17 protein-coding genes are annotated in these 16693 nt (G+C 69.3%); 4 read left to right on the top strand and 13 right to left on the bottom strand.

Annotated elements, in window-relative coordinates; all coding sequences use genetic code 11:
* Positions 1-44: 44 nt before the first annotated feature.
* Together ACWDD9_RS09610 and ACWDD9_RS09605 are read right to left on the bottom strand one after the other, a co-directional pair.
* The gene (locus tag ACWDD9_RS09610) at positions 45-1286 is read right to left on the bottom strand and encodes an MAB_1171c family putative transporter (RefSeq protein WP_449811258.1); all 1242 of its coding nucleotides are present in this window, start codon (positions 1284-1286) and stop codon (positions 45-47) included.
* Between the two features lie 149 nt (positions 1287-1435).
* Positions 1436-1846 (bottom strand): hypothetical protein, encoded by a 411-nt coding sequence (locus ACWDD9_RS09605; protein ID WP_387710220.1) that lies wholly within the window; start codon positions 1844-1846, stop codon positions 1436-1438.
* A 573-nt stretch (positions 1847-2419) separates the two neighbouring features.
* Between ACWDD9_RS09605 and ACWDD9_RS09600 the strand changes: the two genes are divergently transcribed.
* The gene (locus ACWDD9_RS09600; RefSeq protein ID WP_449811257.1) at positions 2420-3256 is read left to right on the top strand and encodes a TrmH family RNA methyltransferase; all 837 of its coding nucleotides are present in this window, start codon (positions 2420-2422) and stop codon (positions 3254-3256) included.
* Positions 3257-3263: 7 nt separating this feature from the next.
* On the opposite strand, the gene ACWDD9_RS09595 is transcribed toward ACWDD9_RS09600, so the two are convergent.
* The 9 genes from ACWDD9_RS09595 to ACWDD9_RS09555 are packed head-to-tail and all read right to left on the bottom strand — an operon-like array spanning position 3264 to position 11823.
* Positions 3264-4265 carry a glycosyltransferase gene (locus ACWDD9_RS09595; RefSeq protein WP_449811256.1) on the bottom strand — a complete coding sequence of 334 codons (1002 nt, stop codon included), beginning with the start codon at positions 4263-4265 and terminating at the stop codon, positions 3264-3266.
* Positions 4262-5113: a glycosyltransferase family 2 protein gene (locus ACWDD9_RS09590; protein ID WP_449811255.1), complete on the bottom strand. Its 852-nt coding sequence runs from the start codon at positions 5111-5113 to the stop codon at positions 4262-4264. The genes ACWDD9_RS09595 and ACWDD9_RS09590 overlap by 4 nt, the downstream gene beginning before the upstream one ends.
* A complete protein-coding gene (locus ACWDD9_RS09585; RefSeq protein WP_449811254.1) occupies positions 5110-5877 on the bottom strand; it encodes an HAD family hydrolase in 768 nt (255 codons plus the stop codon). Before ACWDD9_RS09585 ends, ACWDD9_RS09590 begins: the two co-directional genes overlap by 4 nt.
* Positions 5874-6905 (bottom strand): NAD-dependent epimerase/dehydratase family protein, encoded by a 1032-nt coding sequence (locus tag ACWDD9_RS09580; RefSeq protein WP_449811253.1) that lies wholly within the window; start codon positions 6903-6905, stop codon positions 5874-5876. The genes ACWDD9_RS09585 and ACWDD9_RS09580 overlap by 4 nt, the downstream gene beginning before the upstream one ends.
* Before the next feature lie 26 nt (positions 6906-6931).
* Positions 6932-8134 carry a polysaccharide pyruvyl transferase family protein gene (locus ACWDD9_RS09575; protein ID WP_449811252.1) on the bottom strand — a complete coding sequence of 401 codons (1203 nt, stop codon included), beginning with the start codon at positions 8132-8134 and terminating at the stop codon, positions 6932-6934.
* A 14-nt stretch (positions 8135-8148) separates the two neighbouring features.
* On the bottom strand, positions 8149-9189 hold the full coding sequence (locus ACWDD9_RS09570; RefSeq protein WP_449811251.1) for a glycosyltransferase family protein: 1041 nt from the start codon (positions 9187-9189) through the stop codon (positions 8149-8151).
* The gene (locus ACWDD9_RS09565) at positions 9186-10214 is read right to left on the bottom strand and encodes a glycosyltransferase family 2 protein (protein ID WP_449811250.1); all 1029 of its coding nucleotides are present in this window, start codon (positions 10212-10214) and stop codon (positions 9186-9188) included. The genes ACWDD9_RS09570 and ACWDD9_RS09565 overlap by 4 nt, the downstream gene beginning before the upstream one ends.
* Positions 10211-10870: a phytanoyl-CoA dioxygenase family protein gene (locus ACWDD9_RS09560; RefSeq protein WP_449811249.1), complete on the bottom strand. Its 660-nt coding sequence runs from the start codon at positions 10868-10870 to the stop codon at positions 10211-10213. The genes ACWDD9_RS09565 and ACWDD9_RS09560 overlap by 4 nt, the downstream gene beginning before the upstream one ends.
* The gene (locus ACWDD9_RS09555) at positions 10867-11823 is read right to left on the bottom strand and encodes a UDP-glucuronic acid decarboxylase family protein (protein WP_449811247.1); all 957 of its coding nucleotides are present in this window, start codon (positions 11821-11823) and stop codon (positions 10867-10869) included. Before ACWDD9_RS09555 ends, ACWDD9_RS09560 begins: the two co-directional genes overlap by 4 nt.
* A gap of 439 nt (positions 11824-12262) precedes the next feature.
* Between ACWDD9_RS09555 and ACWDD9_RS09550 the strand changes: the two genes are divergently transcribed.
* From ACWDD9_RS09550 to ACWDD9_RS09540, 3 genes are all read left to right on the top strand, one after another.
* Complete coding sequence (locus tag ACWDD9_RS09550; protein ID WP_449811246.1) at positions 12263-13561, top strand: hypothetical protein; 1299 nt, start codon at positions 12263-12265, stop codon at positions 13559-13561.
* Complete coding sequence (locus ACWDD9_RS09545; RefSeq protein ID WP_449811245.1) at positions 13558-14271, top strand: SDR family NAD(P)-dependent oxidoreductase; 714 nt, start codon at positions 13558-13560, stop codon at positions 14269-14271. The genes ACWDD9_RS09550 and ACWDD9_RS09545 overlap by 4 nt, the downstream gene beginning before the upstream one ends.
* 261 nt (positions 14272-14532) lie before the next feature.
* The gene (locus tag ACWDD9_RS09540; protein WP_449811244.1) at positions 14533-15003 is read left to right on the top strand and encodes a hypothetical protein; all 471 of its coding nucleotides are present in this window, start codon (positions 14533-14535) and stop codon (positions 15001-15003) included.
* A 95-nt stretch (positions 15004-15098) separates the two neighbouring features.
* Here ACWDD9_RS09540 and ACWDD9_RS09535 read toward each other — a convergent pair whose 3' ends face one another.
* Complete coding sequence (locus ACWDD9_RS09535; protein WP_449811243.1) at positions 15099-15818, bottom strand: class I SAM-dependent methyltransferase; 720 nt, start codon at positions 15816-15818, stop codon at positions 15099-15101.
* Positions 15819-15859: 41 nt separating this feature from the next.
* Positions 15860-16690, bottom strand: a complete 831-nt coding sequence (locus ACWDD9_RS09530) for a hypothetical protein (protein WP_449811242.1) — start codon at positions 16688-16690, stop codon at positions 15860-15862.
* Positions 16691-16693 lie beyond the last annotated feature (3 nt).

Raw genomic sequence — 16693 nt, 5'->3', positions numbered from 1 at the left:
CGCCGATACGGGGGCCACCCCAGGGAATAAATCTGCGGCATGCATCAAACGGGCGACTGATCCGCTTCGAACTCCACTCTTGCCGCGTACACGAGAAGCTCCTGCGCCTGATCCTCGGAAATATCCGAATAGGCCGCGCTGACGCGTGCGAGCCACGCCGCTTCACTTTCAGTATCAACGAAGGGCTTCTCTCGCAGTGGGGCTGAGGCGTCTACCCTTGCTGGTGTTGCGTCAACGGCCTTGAGCGCGGCCTTAATCCAGTACGCCTCTGCAGCTGGTTCGGGATTGGAATGCGAGGCGGTAACATCCTCTGCCGCGAATACCAGATCTCGTGGAGCGTAGTAGCGAAGCCGCTCACATGCGTCGGCAATATCCTGGGTCCACCGGTCGAGGCGGACGTCGATGGGGACGCGCTGCAAGAGTTCCGTGAGGCGCCTCCCCGGTGGATACAGGCTCGTCCCCGGAAACGCCTCCGCCAGGTCGAACCAGAGCGGATAGATCCTGTTCAGGGTCCGCCACGTCTTCCACCGTGCCGCCACCGCACGGGTGGTGGGAATGCTCGCGCCAACCGCGACGATCAGGAAAAGCAGATCCATCCATATCGATTCGGCGTCTACGGCAAACCGCACTGCTGAGGGGCTCAAAGGGAAGGCCACCGCGACCCACAGCAGGCCGGGACGGGCCAGTGAATGAACCAACCCCATCCACATCGCGACCCCCATCAAGCCCAGCCCGATTCGCATGCTCGTGCACTCAGCCTGTCGCGCCGCCCTCGTCCACTGGTAACCGCAAACCGCGGCCGTGACAAGCGGAAAGAAGTAGAATACGGTCATGTAGACCGCGACTCCCCACTGTCCAGCGTGGTCGATGAGGAAATCTTGGCTTTGCACCCTTCGGTCCACCACGGTGAAAAATAGAACCGTGAGCAGGGTGACGCCTACAGCCCCCGCTTTATAGGATGCGCGAGCGATCCAGCGGGAGACTGCTACGTGACGGGGCACAGCTGCCTCCGTGCTCTTCCCGTAGCTGGTGGCGACGTAGGTCAGGGCTGCGATGGTCGCTGCAGTGCTGGCGAAGTGTCTCAGCAGGGCGTCCAGGTCCACCACTGGAATGCGATCTACGGCATCCATTACTGCCGGCGTATAGAGCCAAAGGGCTACAGCGAATCCTGCATAGCCGCCCCAGAGCGCCCGGCGGTGAAAGTCGCCATAGCGAACTGCAGGGAATCGCCATACGGCGATTGCGGTCATCACTATCGCAGTCAGGTACTTAGAGTAGTCGAACATGTAACCAGTGGTTATCTGTGCAGGCTACGTCTTTTTGCCGCCCGGGAGGTCGGCTGACGGCAGCCTTAATTGCCAGCAGGTGGACTGTTTGATGCGTGGTGAGTCGTGGGGCCGTAATTTTCGCCTCGGCGGTCGCTGTACAATCGCGGCTAACGTCTGAACCGCGGCGGAGCAACTGGGTGGGCGAGCGAGGATTCCAGGAGACTGACCATGTCATCTCCCGCGATCGGCTGACGGCGCGCCAGCCGCTTTATCAGTGAAGCCGAAAGCTCGGCCTGCTTCTCCTCGGGGCTGTCAAAATCTACGCGCCCCTGGACCAGAGTCGACGGGAAACGGCGGATCACTTCCTGGCGGATACGTTCAGGGACGTATCGCTCAACCTCGGCGGCCGTCAGGGTGGTCCCGTGGTCCAGCCATTCGTGCGCGAGCTCATGGAGGATGATGTGCTCGGTTTGATTTCGGCTTGAGCGGCGACGATAGAGAATGATTGTGAACTCCGGCGCTTTGACTCGGAGACCACATGCAGTGCCCAGTCCCCCATTGGGGTCATCCAGTGGCACTAGCCGAATCTGGCGACCCAACGCTCCCTCCATATTTCGCACCAGCGCCTCGACACTGAAAGGAGCGGGGGTAGGGAGGTCGGCGAGCAGTTTCTCGCATTCCTTCACAAGTGCGCGCCGTGAAGGGTCTCTGCGCCAACGCATAGTCGCTCCATTGAAATGCCACTGGTGTTCACCGCCAGCCCCATCCCGATACTCGTACGCGAGGCGCTAGTAGCCAGGAGCCTGTGTTTGAGGTGCGCGGCGGCCGGTCGATCGGCGGCCACGCTTAATCGTACAAGGAGAGAAGTGTGATACATCCGGACTGGTGTGTTGTGAACGTCACCCAAGCGCAATAGTGATTCTCGTAACTGATTCCAAGATCGAAACTGGGCAGCGGCGCCGTAGTTGATCTTTCGGGGGCCCTACCAGCGCCGCCGGTGGCGGGGTCGCCGAAGGTGCCAAGGTGCAGCTGCCTCGGCGGTAACTGAAACGGGCTGACGCATGGTGCCGGTGTAGGCTTGCGAGCTGCGCTGGTGCGGACTCCGCCATGGTCGGAACGCATCGTGGAAGTCGGCTCACCTTGGAGGACAGGTGCCAGCGGTTCAGCGGATCACCTCTCGCAACGCCCGGTTCCAGCAGTGGGAAGCGCTGCTCACCAACCGGAAGAAGCGGAGCCAGCTGCACGAGTTCCTGGTCCAGGGGGTTCGGCCGATCTCGCTGGCCGTGGAGTATGGCTGGCCGATCACCGCGCTGCTCTACGACGACCGGCGGAAGCTGTCGGGCTGGGCGCAGGAGTTGCTTCGGACGACCCGGGCCGAGCGGATCGTGATGGCGCCGGAGCTGCTGGCGGAGCTGGGCGAGAAGACCGAGGGCGCGCCCGAGGTGATCGCGGTAGTCGGCATGCCGGCGGACGACCTGGGCCGGATCGAGGTCGGGCCGGACTTCCTCGGTGTCCTCTTCGACCGGCCGACCACGCCGGGCAACATCGGGAGCATCATCCGGTCAGCGGACGCCTTCGGCGCGCACGGGATGATCGTTTCGGGCCATGCTGCCGACGTCTACGACCCGAAGGCCGTACGGGCAACCACGGGCAGCCTGTTCTCGCTGCCGTCCGTCCGGGTGCCGGGGCCGAACGAGGTGATGGCCTGGGTGGAGCACCAGCGCGCCGCCGGCCACCCGCTGGTCTTGGTGGGCACAGACGAGAAGGGCGACGCCGATGTCTTCGACTTCGACCTGACCCAGCCGGTGCTTCTGCTGGTGGGCAACGAGACGACCGGTCTGTCCAGCACGTGGCGGGAGCTGTGCGACTTCACGGTGAGCATCCCGATGACGGGGGCGGCAAGCTCGCTGAACGCTGCGAACGCTGCGACCGCAGTGCTGTACGAGGCTTCCCGGCAGCGGATCGCGTCCGGGAAGCGTTCGCGCTGATCTCGGGTCAGTTCCAGGTGCCGCCTGCGGCGGCACGGCGGTAGACCTCCAGGTACTTCGCGACGACCACGTGGTGGCCCCAACGCTCGACCGCGGTGGCGCGAAGCTGTTCCGGGGCCGGGAGGCTGGCAAGGATCTTGGCGGCCTCCTCGCCGGTGGGCGTCTGCTCGACCGGTAGGGCGATGCCGACGTGCGGGGCGATCTCGGCGAGGCACCCGTTATCGGTGGCGATGACTGGGGTTCCGCTGGCGGCGGCCTCGGCGACGACGGTGGCCCCGGGCTCGATCCACTCGCCTCCGAAGGGGCCGCCGAAGGGCTGGGAGAGGACGAGCAGAGCCCGGGCTGCGGCGAGGAGTTCGGTACGGTGGCTCCCTCCGACCTCTCCGATGTACTCCACGGCGCCGGGGTAGTCGGTGAGGATGCCGTGCAGGTAGTCCGGCTCCCAGGCCGGTCCGGCGAGTTTCAGCGGGAGGCCGGCGGCCTGGGCGAAGGCCGCGGCGTCCCGCGCGCCCTTGTGGGCGGAGACCCGACCGAGAAACAGCAGGAAGTCGTCCTTCTTCTCGCGGTAGGTGCAGCGGTCGGGGTTGACCGGGAGCCGGATGATGGGCGCATCCGCGGACCCGGCGGCGCGGCGCTGGGCGTGGGAGAGGTAGACGCCGTTCGCCCGGTGCTCGGGCACGCCATTGAGGTGATGGGTGCGCACTGCCGGCCAGGACGGCTCGGCGGGCAGCAACTGGCCGTTGGTGTGATCGTGCACGACGTCCGGGCGGAACTCGCTGAGTGCGGCCAGGGTGGTGTCGAAGGTGGTGGCGTCAGAGACGGCCAGACCCGGCCGGGGGGTGGTGCCGGGGGCGCCGACGAGGAGGATCTGGCACCCGGCTTCGAGGAGCCCGTCGATGAGGGTCGCGACCACCCACTGGATGCCGCCGTAGCCCTGCGGCGGGATGGTGATCCACTGGGTGGTGTCCTGTCCGTACCGGTGGGGCGGGTTGAGCATGGCGATCTTCACGAGTGCCTCCCGGCCTGGTCGAGGAGTTCGCGGCCGATACCGGTCAGCACCGCCGTGGTGTAGAGGAGGGCGAGGGCGGCGCTCCGGACGCCCCGGCCGCCGGAGCGGTTGCGGTTCCACTCCTTGTGCAGGCCACCTCGGGCGGTGCCCCGGCGAACCTCGCTGCGGCCTTGCCAATAGGCGCGGCGGGTGAGGTATCCGGGCCGGAGCCGTTGGGCGGGTATCAGGTGATGGACCTGCGTGGTGTCGAGGACGGTAGCAGTGGCACCCAGGGCCGCGAGCCGGCGGACGAACGTGGTGTCCTCGGCGGAGGCGAGGCTGGTACCGACGCGGCCGAGGTGGTCGTCGAAGGCGACTCCGAGCAGGCGGGCGTGATCGCGGTCGAGAGCGAAGCAGCCGCCCCAAATGCTGGCGGCCCGGGCGGGGTGATGGGAGCCGAGGTAGTGCAGCTGACCGTTAGTCAGCCACCAGGGCGCCCGCTGGCCCTGGAGGTCGGCGGTGATCCGGGTGCCGGCCACGTGGGCTCCCGCTTCCATTTCAGCGCGAAGGTCGTCGATCGCGGCGACGGAGGGGACGATGTCGTCGTCGAGGAACACGACGTGCCGGGTCGGCGCCTCTTTCAGCACGAGGTTGCGGCTGTAGGACAGACCGATCGTGGCGCGGTTGAACAGCAGCGCCGCTCGGGTGGTGGTCTGGGTGAGCGAGTGCGCGGTGGCGGCGTCCACGGTGGTGTCGACGACGGCCAGGAGCCGGTCGTCGGGGCCGAGGACGTGATCGAGCCGGAGGAGGGCGGCCCGCAACTGCCTGGGGCGGTTACTGCAGACCGCCAGGGTCAGAGGCAAGGTCACCTGCTGGGCTCCTTCGTGGTGGGGCGCCGCCGACCGGTGAGCTGCTCGGCAAGGTCGGCGAGGTCCAGCAGGTGGAGGCTGTGCTCCGCGGCGGGGTGCTGGTGGCTCTCCAGGCGTTCGGCCCGTACGGCCGTGTAGGCGGTGACGAGAGCCGGGTCGGTGCCGGGCGGGGCGGTCCAGCCGGTGGGCGGGGCGACGAGGGCGGCGGGGACGCCGAGTTGCTGGGCGGGCGCGGCGTCGTGGTCGGGGCGGTCGCCGACCATCAGGGTGGTGGCGGGCTGCCATCCGAGCCGGTCCATCGCCCAGCGGAGGAGCCCGGGGTCGGGCTTGGCGACGCCGACCGTGGAGTCGAGGGCGATCAGCGCCAGGCTGTCGGCTACTCCGGTGTCGCGCAGGACCTCCTCGCACTCGGGCGGCTGGTTGGCCACGATGCACACGGGGCGGTCCGAATACAGGGCATCGAAGGCGTCGAAGGAGCCGGGGATCAGCTGGACGTGGTCGTGCCAGGTGCGGCGGACCTGGTTCCAGCTGTGGGCGCCGGCCGGGGTGAAGAGGCCGGGACCGGCGGAGGTGCCGGCCTTGTGGAGGTAGAAGCGGCGCATCTCGGCGGTGAAGCGCTCGATGGTCAGCGTCGGGTCGTCTTCGCCGGCGCGTTCCAGGACGCCTTGCAGCCAAGCGAGTTCGAACGGCTCGTCGTAGTAGAGGACACCGCCGACGTCCGTGGCGATGGTCTCGGCCGGGGGCAGGGTAATGGTCCGGTTCACGGCTGGGTGTCCTCTCCGGAGGTGGCTGTGGCGTTGGTGTACCACTCGGGCTGGGTGTCGGCACCGACTTCGAGGGTGAGCGTGCTGCGGGGGTTGACGGGGCCGTGATTCCTGGCCCAGGCGGCGGTGACGGCCAGACCCTCGGTCAGTGGGGTGTCCTTCCAACCGCCGAGCAGCAGGCGAGCGAGTTCGCTGCTGGTGTAGGCGGCGTGGACTTCCTCGCGGGTGGCCAGGTGGAGGATCGGGTGGTCCGGGACGCCCATCGCCGTGCGCGCTGCGTGTGCCATCTCCAGGACGGTACAGGGCTGTTGGCTGCCGACGTTGATCGCCCGGTTCCAGTGACGAGGCGTGTCGGCGGCGTCGAGGAAGCAGCCGACGATGTCGTGGACGTAGGTGAAGGAGCGGCGCTGGCTGCCGTCGCCGTAGACGGTGATCGGCTCGCCGCGCATGATCTGGTTGAGGAAGATCGCCACCGCGTTGCGCAGGGGGTCGGCCATGTTCTGCCGCTCGCCGTAGACGTTGTGCATCCGCAGGGCGGTGAACGGCAGCCCTTGGAGGTGGGCGGTGATGGCGAGCTCGCGCTCGATGGTGAGCTTGGCGTTGCCGTAGCTGTCGGCGGGCTGCGGGTGGTCGTCCTCGTGCATGGGGACACGGCCGGTGCCGTAGACGGCGACGGAGGAGGCGTAGGAGAAGTACCGGACGCTGGTGCGCAGGGCGGCGTTGATCAGGTGGATGCTGCCCAGGACGTTGACCTCGTAGTTGTGCGCCTTGACGGCGTGGCTGATGCCCTCGGCAGCGAACGCGGCCAGGTGGAAGACGCTGTCGAAGGTGTGGCTGGCGAAGAGCTCGTCGACGGCGGTGCGGTCGGCGATGGACCCGGTGACGAGGGTGGCGCCGCGGGGGACGTTCTCGCGCTTGCCGCCGTCGAGGTTGTCGAGGACCACGACGTCGTGTCCGGCGGCCAGGAGGCGGTCGGTGAGGTGGGAGCCGATGAATCCGGCGCCACCGGTGACCAGGTGAAGGGCCATGTGGTGCTCCGATCGGGTTGGCGGGGTCAGGACTTGAGGAGGGCGCGCACGCGGGCGAGGTCGGCGGCGGCGAGTGCCGTGATTGCCGGGAGCCGGGTGGCGAGGTGGTCGCGGAGCTTGTCGGTGTCCAGGAGGGCTAGCTGCTCAGCGGCGGCCGGGTCGGTGGTGAACGCGGCGACGTCGCGGTGGATGTCCGTGACGGAGATGGCGGATCCGTACGTGTCGGCGAGGACGCCATGGAACTTCGGGCTGTGGCCGATGGCGACGGCGGGGGTACCGCTGGACAGGGCGCCGATCGAGGCGTGCAGGCGCTCGGAGACGACCAGTTCGGCTCCGGCGAGCACGGCCTTGTACTCGCCGGCCCCGGTGCCGTCGCGGTCCAGCACGTGCACAGGCGTGCCGGGTAGGCGGTCGGCGATCTGCCGGGCCAGGATGCGGTCGTCGTTGTGCGCTCGGGAGTCATGGCAGTGCGGGACGAGCACCAGCGGTCGGCGGCGTACGCGCCACAGGGTGTCGGCGAGGCAGGTCAGCGCCACCAAGTGGTCGGCGTCGCTGATGGTGCTGTAGCGGGTGACGCCGCGGCTCGGCACCAGGCACACGTACGGCTGGTGGCCTGCCAGGCCGACGTCGGCGAGCAGTTGCTCGGCGCGCTGCGGGGAGGAGGGCTGGAGGAGGAAGGCGGGGTCGGCGGACAGCACCACCCGCGCTGCGGGGAGGCCAAGTTGGTCGGTGAGGTAGCTCATGCTGGTGGTCTCGCGGACGGTCAGCAGGTCGAGCCCATTGGCGGTGGCAGTGAACGCCGCGGTCTCGGCGGGGTCGGTGAAGGGGCCGATGGACTGGCCGATCATCGCGGTGGGGACGCCGAGCTGCTGGGCGCGGTCGAGGACCGCGAGATAGGAGGTGGAGACGCCGTAGTCGGAGGTGTGTAGGTCGCCGCCCGTGGCGAGGACCAGGTCGGCGTGCTGGAGGAGGCGCTGCGCGCGGGCGCGGCGGTTCGGCTCGGTCTCGACCGGGCGCATCGTGGCCCAGGAGCGGGAGACGACGAACGGGTCGGCGGTGCAATTGGCTCCGGTGCCCCTGAGCGCTTCGGCGTCGAGGTCGGGGGTCTGGGTGAGCACGGTGACGGTGGTGTCCGGTGCCGTGGTCAGTTCGGTGGCGAGTGAGCGGGCAAGCGCCTCGACTCCGCGGCTCTCGCAGCTGGTGATCCCGGTGATCAGGATGTTGGGCACGTTGGTCCTCCCGGCTAGTTGGTGAAGGCGAGGAGTTGGCCCAGGACGCGCCGGTAGTTGAAGCGGCGGCGCAGGTCGTCCTGGACGCGGCCCAGGCGGCGGCGGTTGGCAGTGGCGTCGCGCAGCAGCCGGGCAAGGTCCTCGGCGGGGTGGTCGCCGAGGAGGAAGGGAGCGATGTTCTCGCCGTAGAGATCGGTGGTGTAGGCGAGTTCGGGCGGCAGGGCGGGCATGGTGCCAGCTGCGATGGTCTCGAACATGCGGGGGGTGAGCAGGTGTTGACGGGCGAGCAGGGGGCGAGCCAGGACCGGGGTGATCTCGGCCTTGGCCATCTGGGTCAGGACCGTGCCGAAGGGAACGGGGCCGGTGACGTGGACCCCGCGTTCGGCCAGCCATCCGGGCTGGTTGGCAGTGGCGGCGGGGTGGTCGGGGTGGGGGTCGCCGGTCCACCAGCGGCCAGCCACCCGCAGGCGCGCCAGCGGTGGGCGGGCCGTCCGGGCGGCTCCGACGAGACGGGCCAGGGCGTCCCAGCGCCACCAGTTCGCGCCGACGTACTGCATCTCGTAGGGCAGTTGCGCGGGGGCGTGCTCGGGTCGGCGTACCGGCTTGGGCATCCCGAAGTAGGGGAAGAACCGGGCGCCGTCAGGAAGGGGGCCCAGTCGGGGCTGGAGGACGAGGTCGCTGAGGTGCCGGTACAGCTGCTGCCACTGCTCGTGGCCGTAGGTTCCGGCGGAGTCGTCGACGCCGAGCATGGTGTGCTCACCCCAGTGGGCGTCCGGGTCGAGGACGATCCGGCGCTCGCGGGGGAAGCGCTCGCACAGCTCCAGGCGCTTCTCGTCGAGGAACTGACGCCCTTCGAAGACCAGGACGAGGTGGGTACCCCAGTAGAGGTCGTCGACGACCGGCAGCAGCAGGGGGACCTGCTCGTCCAGCCGGCACAGGGGACCAGCGAGGGCGACCTCGCAGTCGAGCGCGGGCGCGGCCGTCACGTACTCGGCGATCATGTGGGCCGACCCGGCCTGCCAGTGGAAGTCCCCGGCGATCAGCAGCCTGGTCACGGTGCCCCCTTGCCGGTGCGGGCGGCCGGGCGGGCAGAGCGCAGGCGGCGGTGGGCCCGGCGGCGACGGGCGATGGTCGGGGCGAGGCGCAGCAGCCACCAGGCGGCGGCTGCCGTCTCCACCCACCCGCGCACCGGGGTGGTGGTACCACCTACGGAGCGGCCGAGCAGGTCCTCGCGCAGCCACCGCCCGGCCAGGCTCACCGCGGCCGGCCAGCTCCAGGTGATGTCGGTGAGGAGGAAGTAGTACCGGTTGCGGCGCATCTGCACCCGGCGGTAGGTACTCGCTCCGGTCCCGCCGCCACCGAAGTGCTGAATGCCGAGGCCGAGGTTGAGCGCGACGCGCCAGCCCGCCCAGCGGGCCCGGCGGCACAGGTCGGTCTCCTCGTAGTAGGTGTGGAACACGCGGTCGAACAGCCCAACGGAACGCAGGAGTTCAGCGCGGACGAAGAACGCGGCGCCCTGGACGTAGGCATGTTCCAGCGTGTCGGGGGCGCGGCCTGCGGCGGGTCCGGCCGGTGAGGGGCGGCCGGGCCGGTCTGCGGCGAAGCCGTCCGCCTCCCCGCAGCGCACGGCGGTGCGCGACCAGTCGTTGTACTCGTCCAGGACGACCGGCCCGTCTTCCCTGTAGGTGTACTGCATGGGGCCACAGATGCCGTACTCGGGCCAGCGCTCCATGAAGGCGGTCAGCTGCTGGATCAGGTCCGGCGGGGTGCGGGTGTCCGGGTTGACGAGGAAGACGTAGTCGGCGCCGTCCGCCAGCGCCGCGCGCATGCCGACGTTGTTGGCCTGGGCGAAGCCGAGGTTGCTGTCGTTCTGGATGATCCGCGCCTGTGGGTGGTTGTCGCGCACGAGCGCGGTGCTGCAGTCGGTGGAGGCGTTGTCGATGTACCAGACGGTGAGCTCGAGGTCGGGAGTGTGGCTGGCGAGCAGGGTGGACAGGCAGGCGGGCAGCCACCGGGACTCGTTGGTGCCGACCGTGATGGTGGCGACCTTCGGGCGGTGGGCAGGTGCGGGGCTGGTCACGGTGACTCCATGTCGGCGGGGACGAATTCGATGACGATGCTGCGGCGGGGCCGGGCTGAGGAGTTGGGGCGCGACGCGTGGACGACCCGTACGTCGTGCGCAGCGACGTCGCCAGCCTTCGCGGCAACCGGCAGGACCGGCCCGGCGTCGCGGACCTGCTCGATGTCCGCGTCGTCGTCGAGGCGGTGGCTGCCGGGGACGAACTCCAGGCAGCCGTTGTCGGCGTCCGAGTCGTCCAGGAACAGGCTCAGATTGATCGCGGTGCCTGGGGCGGCGTCGGTGCGGTCGCGGTGCCAGGGCACGGCGGCGGCCACGTGCGGCATCTTGACGATCATCGCGATGACCCGGGCCGTGGCCGGGCGGCCGAGCAGCGTCTCGGCGAGGTGGTGGAGCGGGCCGGTGGCGAACAGGCCGGCCGCGAGCGGGGCGCCGAGCTGACGCTGGAGGTTGTGGACGCGGTAGAGCACCGGGGCGCTCTCGCCCTCGCGGGTGAAGTGCCAGAAGTCCTCCGCTCGGTGGCCGTCCTCGAAGGAGGCCACCAGGGCGTCGGCCTCCGCACGCAGCCGCTCCAGCAGCACGTCGGTGACAACGGCGGGGACCACCGTGAATCCGCGCGTCCGCAGTCGGTCGAGCCTGGTGGCCGCCGGGGCGCTCATCGCACCGCTCCGGAGGTCAGCTGGCGGGTGAACCAGGCGATGGTGGCGGCCAGGCCGTCCTCGGCCGTGGTTCGGGGCTCCCACCCGAACGCCTCGCGGGCCACGGTGGTGTCGGGGCGCCGGCGCACAGGATCGTCCTGCGGCAGATCGACGAACTCGATCCCGGCGGTGGAGCCGGTGAGGCCGAGGACGAGCTGGGCGATGTCCAGCACGGTGCGCTCGTCCTCGGTGCCCAGGTTGACCGGCCCCGGGTGGCTGCTCTCGGCGACGGCCAGCAGCCCCGCCACGGTGTCGTCGACGTAGCACAGCGAGCGGCTCTGGCTGCCGTCCCCGGCGACCTGTAGGGGCTGCCCGGCCAGCGCCCGGGTGACGAAGGCCGGCACGGCGCGGCCGTCGTCGGTGCGCATCCGGGGGCCGTAGGTGTTGAAGATCCGCGTGATCGCGGTGTTGGTGCCGTACTCGCGGCGGTAGGCGGCGGTGGCGGCCTCGGCGAAGCGCTTGGCCTCGTCGTAGACGCTGCGCGGGCCGATCGGGTTGACGTTGCCCCAGTACGACTCGGTCTGCGGGTGCTGGTGGGGGTCGCCGTACACCTCGGAGGTGGAGGCGAGGACAAACCGGGCGCCGCGTTCCTTGGCCAGCTCCAGCGCGTTCAGCGTGCCGATGGAGCCAACTGACAGGGTCGGGATGGGATGGCGCAGATAGTCGGCGGGGGAGGCCGGGGAGGCCAGGTGGTAGACCACGTCCACCTCGGCGGCGATGGCCAGCTTGTCGTTGACGTCCTGCTCGATCAGCTCGAAGTGCTCCGTGCCGCGCAGGTGCTCGATGTTGTTGCGGCTGCCGGTCAGGAAGTTGTCCACGCAGACGACGGCGAACCCGGTGCGGGTCAGCACATCGCACAGGTGGGAGCCGATGAAGCCGGCCCCGCCAGTCACGACGGCGGTCCTTCGGGACATGAGGCTCCTCAAGTGGTTGGGCACGTCGGCCTCGCCCGGCGGCGCGACGGCGCACGGCGGACGGATCGGTGTGCAGGTGAGCAGGTGCGAGCACGGCTGGCGTGCCGTGCTCTCGGCGATCGGTGCGAGTGGTCCGTCCACGTGACGTCTTCTCGCTGCGCGGCCGGGTCATGAGGCGGTCCCCGGCTGCACCCCGGGTGCCCCGCCGCAGACCAGCGGCCGGGCACCCTTCAGGGGGAGCACTAGCTAACTCCCGCTCAACTCCCCTTGTGAAGAGCGCTTTTGTCGTCTTCGTGTCGTATTCCGACCCCAGCCGCCCCACGAGAAACATCAGCACACAGTCGCCAAATGGCTACAATCCGGTGAACACATCGGGGGGTTGCTGATGGGCCGATCAAACGGCTTACGCGCAGACATACGGCTGGTCCACCCGCTCAGCGTGGTCCGGGACGAGCAGGGCTGGACCTTCCAGGACGTCGTCGACATCGTCGCCAAATCCACCAAGCGGTCGTCCGATCGGCGCAAGGCGTGGAAGTGGGAGAACTGGGGGGTCGAGCCGGACGCCGAGAGCCAGGAGGCCCTGGCGGCGGCGCTCGGCGTGCCGCTGCGGGAGGTGCACCGGCTCGGGTGGCCGGGGTGGCTGCCGGACGGTGGGCCGGTTCGCACGGATTTCCCCTGGACCGCGGCGGGGACGCTCGATGCACTGGACGACACTCTGGAGCACGCGATGCCCGACCGGCGCGGATTCATGAAGCTCGGCGGACAGGCGCTCACCCTTCTCGCCAACCAGTGGCTTACCCAGGAGCCTGGCGCCCTGGCTGCCGCGCTGGCCGGCGGCAAGGTCGACGAGCGGCTCCTCGAAGACCTGGAGGGCGGGCTCCCCCGCCTGCGACGACTGGAGGCCGCCCTCGGCGGTCAACGGGCCCGACGCCTCCTCCACACCGAGCTGGCCACGGTCACCAACCTCCTCAAGGAGTCGTCGTACACCGAGAAGGTCGGCCAACGCCTTCTTCGCCTCGACGCCGAGCTCGCCCGCCTCGCCGGCTTCGCCAGCTTCGACGCCGGACTCGATAGCGCCGCCCAGCGCTACTGGACCACCGGACTGCGAGCCGCCCACGCCGCCGATGACCGAGCGTTGGGCGCCAACATCCTCAAATCGCTCAGCCTCCAGTGCTACGACCACGGCCTCACCGGCGCCGCGCTCGCGCTCGCAAGCGCCGCCGTCGAAGGCGCCGGTGACGTCACCCCCAGAACCCGGGCCATGCTCCTGCTGCGACAGGCCCGCGCCGAAGCCGCCTGCAACAACCGAGCCGCCTGCGAACGCCTGCTATCCGAAGCCGAAACCCTGATGGCCCGCTCCGCCACCACGGACGACGACCCGGCCTGGACTGGCTACTTCGACACAGCGGACTTCTATGCCCAAACCGCCACCTGCTACGCGGACCTACGCCTCCCCTGGCACGCCGAGACCTACTTCACCACCGCGCTGGACCTCATGCCCTCCTCCAAGGCACGCGACCTGGCCACCTACACGATCCAGAGCGCCCGCACCCACATCGCCCTCGGCCACGCCGACCACGCCGTCCATCTCCTGGAAACTGCTCTCGAGTTAGCCGCCGACGCCCCATCCCAGCGCAACACGGCTCGAGCGCTCGCGGCCCGAGCCGAACTCCCAATGGCCAGGAAGCACCCGAAAGTCCAGCGGCTCGACCAACTGCTCGCCACACTGTCCGCATGACCACACACCGCGACCAGCGAGTCGCCCTCGTCTCCGGCGGAAACCGTGGCCTCGGACTCGCCATCGCCGCCCGACTCGCTGAACATGGCATGCACGTCGTCCTCGGCGTGCGCGACCGCCTCGCCGGTCGCGAGGCCGAGGCCGCCCTCGCCAGCAAGGGGCTCTTCGTGCACTCCCACGAACTGGACGTCACCGACCCGGCGAGCGTCGCCCGCGCCGTCGCCGACACAGCCGCCCCGCTCGGACGCCTCGACGTACTCGTCAACAACGCCGCCGTTGCCGTCGACCGCGGCCAGGCCGCCTCCGCACCCGACTTCGAACGGGTCCGCGCGACCATCGACACCAACCTGCTTGGTGCCTGGCGCCTCGCCGCAGCCGCCGTACCGGAGATGCGAAAGAACGGCTACGGCCGGATCGTCAACATCACCAGCCACCTCGGTTCCCAGAGCAACATGGGTGCCGGGAACGTGAGTTACCGCGTCTCCAAGGCCGGTCTCAACGCGCTCACCCAGATCCTCGCCGCCGAACTCACCGGCACCGGCATCCTCGTCAACGCCGCCTCCCCCGGCCGTACCAACACCCGCATGGCCTACGGCGAAACCGACCGCACCCCCGAAGAGGCGGCCGACACCCCAGTCTGGCTCGCCACCCTCCCCGACGACGGCCCCACCGGCGGTCTCTTCTATGAGCGCAAGCCCCTCGACTGGTGAGCCGCGCTCAGCTCGCCCGTCACGTGAGTCGACGAGGCCGTCACCGCGTGGAGAACCTCACGACATCCGCCGAGGTGTAGCCGAACAGCCCGTCGATCCGGGACGACCCGGCCCTCAGCTGTTTCTGCACGGCACGGAGCACGCTAGGGCGTGATTCAAAGGCGTCTGCCAGCCACCGATGTCATCGCATGCTCTGTCGACCGCCGACAGTGCTATGTTCCGATCGCGGATCGAACGGTAGTTGCTGGGCACGGGGTTGGGGTGGCTTTGCTGGAAGCGCTGATCACGACCGTTACGGGAGCGGCCTCGGCGACCGTGGGAGTGCTGGTAGGCGGGATCATCACCAGACGGGGCAGGGGCCATCAGTGCTTGCGGGATCAGCAGCTGGTTGCTTACCAGGAACTCCTCAGCCACTATGCCAAGTTCACGATGGAGATCAAGCGCGCACGCACCGACCGTCGAGGCTGGGACTACGACTGGGCCGAGTGGAGCGCCGCTCTGACGCGGGTCAGCTTGATCGCTCCCGCAGAGGTTGCGGGAGAGGTCGACAGCTTTGGTCAGTCGGTAGACCGCTTCTTGGACCGCGTCGTGGGAGAAGCCGATCCGGCCCGTCCTCCGCTCGGCGAAGAGGAGTTCCGGGCGGCCAGCACGGAGGTGGCTCAGGCGCAGACGCGACTGGTCAACGCGATGCGGCGGTCGCTGGGAGGTGGGCGGAAGGCGCTGACCTTCTGATGGACCGGCTCCTGCCGGAGGTCCATGGTCTACCAGACGAGGCCGGGTTCGGTGCCCTGTGACGGGGTGACGCGCGCCGGCAGCGATGCGCTTACTCAAGCGTTGGCCAGCCACAGACCCTTGTACTGGATCTTCGGGTGCCGGTGGTCTCGTGTGGTGGTACCGGCCGGGGTGTAGCCGCAGGACCGCAGCAGGTTTGCCGTTGTGGCTTGGTCTCGTTCCTCGTTGTAGACGCCGATGATCAATCGGCCGCCCGGGGCGACGACATGGTCAAGCAGATGGGCTACGTACGCTCCACGCAGGTCCGCCGGCACGTAGTCCACGCCGGTGCGGACGGCGTCGAAGCGATGCGGAGGCTTCCAGCCCATCGCGTTGGCGGTCCAGATTCGACGCGCCCACTTCGGGCAGCGGGTTCGGGCGAGGCCGGCGAGGGCGGTGGAGATCTCCACCCCGTAGGGCTCGATGATGATCCCGACTTCGGCCGCCCAGTCGGTCAGGCTCTCCATCAGGTGGCCGTTGGCGCATCCGATGTCGAGGAACGTCCCACCGTGGGGCGGGAGCAGGTTGACGAGCAGGCTGCGGGCTTCTCGCCAGCGGGTTTCGTCGCCGCTGTGGCCGGACTGGGCCCGCGGGTTGTCGCCGTTGAGGTAGGCCGGTTCGATGACGCCCAGGACGGCGGCGTGCCACTCGGTGGCCGTGATCTCGCCGGCCTGGTACGCGTCGTCGATGGGTGCCAGATCGCTCCAGCCTCGTTCCTTCGCGCTCGCGATGTCCTCGGCGTCGCGGCCGGCCGGACGGCGCGTGTTGGGGTCCATGCGTGCTCCTTCTCAGCTCGCTGACGTTGGCAGGGTGACGTTCAGTCCCCTTGAAGAGCGTGGATCAGCCGCGCGGCCTCCCGGTGCGCCGGCCCCGTTCGCGGGTCGTTCGGACCGGCATGTGGTCCGACGATCTTCGCCAGCACGAACAGCTGCATCACCATCCCGTCCCGGCTCTCAAGGTCTGCCCGGCGCTCCCTGCGTACCCGGTCCGCAAGCGCAGGTACGGCGAGGGAGGCGGCGTGCAACGACGCCGAGTCGAGTCCGCGTGGCGCCATTCCCCAGTCCTCCCAGTCGAACATGCAGAACTCACCAGGGCCGGTGACGTTCGCCCAGTTCAGGTCGGCGTGAGCAGGACACCACTGCTCCACCCGAGTTTCGTGCGCTCCGGGGAAGGCGGCCTTGATCGTGTCGTCGACCAGCCGCTGCGTGATCTGTTCGGTGTCCGGGGCCGCTACCCGGGCCGTGTGCTGAGCGGCCAGCACTGCCAGCGAGGCGTTCAACGAGCACCACCACCCATCGGACAGCTCCGGGTCGACGGTCACCACCGCGGCCCCGACCGGGAGCTCGGGCAGCAGCGAGGTCTCGTCCACGTGCCAAATCGCCCGGTCGTCCGGGTCCTGCCATGTCGTCGACCCGTACCAGCGTGGCATCGCCACGCCAGCCAACACCGCTGCGGCTTCGAATCCGCCCCAGCCCTGTTCCCGCGCTCGCGCCCAGGGGCGGCGCTCGACCCTGACCCAGCTGCCTCGGTCGGTGCCGGCTCCGAGCGTCCGGCGCTTGCGCACCACGCTGCGCCGGTCCAACCTCGTGCCGAGGCGCTGCTCCACCTGGTCCAGGACGTGATCGACGGGCTCCTGCCGGAGGTCCATGGT

The organism is Kitasatospora sp. NPDC001119, from assembly GCF_053598475.1.
This window is presented reverse-complemented; position numbering and strand designations above follow the sequence as displayed.